This is a genomic window from Clostridium sp. CTA-19 (assembly GCF_054767855.1).
Map to the genome: position 1 here is coordinate 1 of NZ_BAAABH010000064.1, position 4,650 is coordinate 4,650.

Annotated in this window: 2 protein-coding genes, 1 tRNA gene and 1 other annotated feature; of the genes, 1 reads left to right on the forward strand and 2 read right to left on the reverse strand. The window is 27.8% G+C overall.

The window, feature by feature from the left end:
* The first annotated feature begins 764 nt into the window (after positions 1-764).
* Positions 765-2,423: a glutamine--tRNA ligase/YqeY domain fusion protein gene (locus tag ACYUE0_RS17405; RefSeq protein WP_061997082.1), complete on the forward strand. Its 1,659-nt coding sequence runs from the start codon at positions 765-767 to the stop codon at positions 2,421-2,423.
* A gap of 40 nt (positions 2,424-2,463) precedes the next feature.
* On the opposite strand, the gene gltX is transcribed toward ACYUE0_RS17405, so the two are convergent.
* Positions 2,464-4,122, reverse strand: a complete 1,659-nt coding sequence (gene gltX / locus ACYUE0_RS17410; protein ID WP_460271881.1) for a glutamate--tRNA ligase — start codon at positions 4,120-4,122, stop codon at positions 2,464-2,466.
* Positions 4,123-4,182: 60 nt separating this feature from the next.
* Positions 4,183-4,410 (reverse strand) — a binding site (T-box leader).
* 132 nt (positions 4,411-4,542) lie between these two features.
* Positions 4,543-4,617, reverse strand: a tRNA-Asn gene (locus ACYUE0_RS17415).
* Between the last annotated feature and the right edge of the window lie 33 nt (positions 4,618-4,650).

Genomic DNA, 4,650 nt, shown 5'->3' on the forward strand with positions numbered 1-4,650 from the left:
TACCATCTTGTTTTTCCCTTGTCAACAACTTTTTTAAGTTGTTTTTGAAAAACTTTTTCGCTTTAAGAACTCTTACCTTTCGGCGTTGCCCCTCAGCGACAAGACTTATTATATTAAACTTTTTAAGCCACATTTATTATTATTTACCTTGTTTAATTAAATTATTCCTATTTTTCTTTTAAATACTACATTTTTCTTTTAGATTTCATCTACTGACACACACGGTTAAGTTTGTGTTTCTAAATATGATTTTTATGCAATTTCTATTTAATTGTATATGTACGAAAATAACTGTCTATCTTAATAATAAGGTTATATATAAGTTTCAAATATTTAAATTAAAAATTTATAAATTTATCTATTAATATTTCCCCTATAATCTATGATATAATTTAAAACTACTTATTCACTTAAATGTTTTTTAATGATAACTATAACTTCATATATATTATAGTTATTAAAATTTCTCGAAATAATTAATATAATAAGTTCTTAAATTTATAATTTTTATAACAAGAAATCTAATCTATACATTAGGATTGATGTTGTATTACCATATTGACTTTATTTTTTCCTATTATTAGTTTAAAATAGTATATAAATACTATATAAAATGTAAATTAATAAATAATTTCACATTTTAATTAAATATTATATTTTAACTATGCTATTATTTTAATTTTTATAATTGGTTTATAATAACAATTAATATATTAATGTAATATTGTATTCATAAAATTTTTTTAAAGAAAGGTATGTGTATTATGACTAAAGAAATGAATTCATCTAACTTTATAAAAAATATAGTAATCGACGACTTAAAAAATGGTAAACATGATTCTATTTTAACTCGTTTTCCACCTGAACCTAACGGTTACTTACATATAGGTCACGCTAAATCTATAGTTTTAAACTTCGAATTAGCCGACGAGTTTAAAGGAAAAACAAATCTAAGATTTGATGATACTAATCCTACTAAAGAAGATACTGAATATGTTGAATCTATAAAAGAGGATGTTCAATGGTTAGGTTTTGATTGGGATAATTTATATTTTGCATCTGACTATTTTGAAGAAATGTATGATAGAGCTATTTTATTAATAAAAAAAGGTAAAGCATATGTTTGTGACTTAACATCAGATGAAATGAGAGAATATAGAGGTACTCTAACATCACCTGGAAAAGAAAGTCCATATAGAAATAGATCTATAGAGGAAAACTTAGATTTATTCGGGAAAATGAGAAATGGTGAATTTAAAGATGGTGAGAAAGTTTTAAGAGCTAAAATAGATATGGCATCTCCAAACATAAATATGAGGGATCCTATAATATACAGAATTGCTCATTCAACACATCATAATACTGGAGATAAGTGGTGTATATATCCAATGTACGACTATGCTCATCCATTAGAAGATGCTATAGAAGGCATTACTCATTCAATTTGCACTTTAGAATTTGAAGATCATAGACCTTTGTATGATTGGGTTGTAAATGAATGTGAAATGTTAGCAAAACCTCAACAAATTGAATTTGCAAGATTAAATATAACTAATACTGTTATGAGTAAGAGAAAATTAAAAATGTTGGTTGATGAAAATGTTGTTGATGGATGGGATGATCCTAGAATGCCAACTATAGCTGGTTTAAGAAGAAAAGGATATACTCCTGAATCTATAAGAAACTTCTGTAGAGCTATCGGAGTTGCTAAAGCTGCTTCCACTGTAGATAGTCAAATGCTTGAATATTTTATAAGAGAAGATTTACATTCTAAAGCACCAAGAGCAATGGCAGTTTTAAAACCATTAAAATTAGTTATAACTAATTATCCAGAAGGCCAAGTAGAGATGCTACCTATAGAAAACAATCCTGATAATGAAAATGCTGGAGTAAGACAAGTACCATTTTCTAGAGAATTATATATTGAACAAGAAGATTTTATGGAGAATCCTCCTAAAAAATACTTTAGATTATTCCCTGGAAATGAAGTAAGACTAAAAGGAGCATACTTTGTTAAATGTAATGAAGTTATAAAAGATGCTGATGGTAATGTAACAGAAATTCGTTGTACTTATGATCCTGAAACTAAAAGTGGTACTGGATTTACAGGAAGAAAGGTAAAAGGAACAATCCATTGGGTTGATGCTAAAGCTGCAATTCCTGCTGAATTCAGACTATATGAGCCTTTAATTCTTGATAATGAAACAGAAGAAGAAAAACATTTCTTAGAACAAATAAATCCTAATTCATTAGAAGTTTTAAATGGATTTATTGAGCCAAGTTTTAAAGATTCCAAAGCACATGATAAATATCAACTATTTAGACATGGATACTTTAATGTTGATCCGAAACTAACTTCTGAAGATAAGCTTGTATTTAATAGAATAGTTTCATTAAAAAGCTCATTTAAATTAAATAAATAGATTAAAACACTAGCAAAGTTTAATTTGCTAGTGTTTTTTATTAAAGAGATATAAATTCATTAAATCTAGTTTTTACTTTTTCTTCTCCCATTATTTGCATTATAGTATATAAATCTGGCGTATTAGCTCTATGAGTTAATGCAGCTCTAACTGATCCTGCTACATCTGAAACCATACCTTTATAGGCTTCAGGATCCTTTTTAAATGCTTTTCTATCTGTAGCATAACCTAATTCAACTGCTACAGCTTTTAATTCTTCAAACCATGTATCTTTATCGGTATTAAAATTATATGCTTTTGAATAAGCCTCTATAATCCTTTGTGCTTCAGTTAATTCTACTTTTTTTGGAAGTTCTATATTATCAATTCCATCGTTCTTAAATAATTTATCAAAGAAAAAGAATATTTTTTCTTTAACATCATTCCATTTAGCGAAATCTTTTCTAGGTTTAGGTCCTTCTTTATCTATATTAAATACTTCTTTACACATATTTTCATTTGAAGTAACTAATTCATACATTTCTTTATTATATTCTTTAGCCCAATTTGTATAATAATCATAAACAACATCTGCTTTTAATCTGCATATAACATTTTTACTTACATCATTTAGTTTTACTATATCAAACAAAGCTCCACTTTTACTCATTTTATCTAAAGATACTTTAAACTCATGATAATCTGCAAATGGATTTTCTTCTCTCCACTCTTCAAATGTTGAATTTATTATATTTAATAAATATTCAATAACTGATATCATCGGATATCCTTCTTCATCATAATAACTTACTGCACTTTCTGCATCTTTTCTTTTAGAAAGTTTTCTTTTAGATCCTCCATCTTGCTTCATAATAGTTGGAGTATGTGCATATTCTGGTTTTTCAAATCTAAGAACATCAAATAATTGTACATGTATAGGAAGTGATGAAAGCCACTCCTCTCCTCTTATTACTGTAGTAGTTCCCATTAATGCATCATCTATTGCGTGAGCAAAATGATATGTTGGAAGTCCATCTGATTTTATTATAACAATATCTTGATTATTTTCTGGGAATGATATGTCTCCCTTTATTAAATCGTGAAACTCTACTCTTTTTTCTGAATTGCCTGGTGATTTTAATCTTATTATGTATCGTTCACCATTATTTATTTTTTCTAAAGCCTCTTCTGTTGATAAATTTCTGCAACTAGCATATTCACCATAATAACCAGGAGTTAATTTTTCTGATATTTGATTTTCTCTTAATTTTTCTAAGTCCTCTGATGTACAAAAACATGGATATGCAAGACCCTTAGCTATTAAATCTTTAGCAAAAGTTTTATATATTTCGCTTCTTTCGCTTTGTCTATATGGACCATAGTCACCCTTTGAAGTGTTATCTCCTGTCATACCTTCTGTAAAGTCTAATCCAAATTTATGCATTGTTTTTATTGTATCTTCTATAGCACCTTCTACTTCTCTTTTTTGATCTGTATCTTCTATTCTTAAAAAGAATACTCCTTCACTTTGGGTTGCTATTCTTTCATCTATTAATGCTGAAAATACACCACCTATATGTTGAAATCCTGTTGGACTTGGCGCATATCTTGTAACTTTAGCTCCTTCTTTTAAGTTTCTTTTTGGATATTTGTCAATATAAAATTTTGGATTCTTATCAATATTAGGGAAAATAGCATTTGCTAATGATTGTAAATTCATATTACTCATCCTTTCAATTATTTATTAAAATTTAAAATAAAAAAACCTTTCATCCTAAAATTATAGGACGAAAGGTTATATTCCGCGTTACCACCTAGATTGACTAAACTTTAAATTTAGTCCTCTCAATCTTTATAAGGGAAGAATCCCATAAGCTTACTCCATAAAAAATGATTTTCGGCTTATAGCTCTAGAGCTTCTTTTCATTATCTCAATTTACTAAGTTTCCACCATCCTTAGCTCTCTATAAAACATTTGATAATTACTTTTCTCCTTCATCACATAATATTTAATTCTTATTTAATTATATATTGCAATAATCATATTGTAAACATATATTTATTAGTTTTCCTCTTTTTGTATAAATTATTCTGATTAAATAAAAAAAGAAGTAGATATTCTACTTCTATGTTTCCAAAATGGCTCCGCGAAAAGGATTCGAACCTTCAACCTATCGGTTAACAGCCGAGTGCTCCACCGTTGAGCTATCGCGGAATATTACCTGGCAACAACCTACCCTCCCACACA

What these genes read in the sequence shown, in the direction of transcription:
- ACYUE0_RS17405 (WP_061997082.1), top strand. Translation starts at nt 765, where the DNA reads ATGACTAAAGAAATGAATTCATCTAACTTTATAAAAAATATAGTAATC.
- gltX (WP_460271881.1), bottom strand. Translation starts at nt 4,122, where the DNA reads ATGAATTTACAATCATTAGCAAATGCTATTTTCCCTAATATTGATAAG.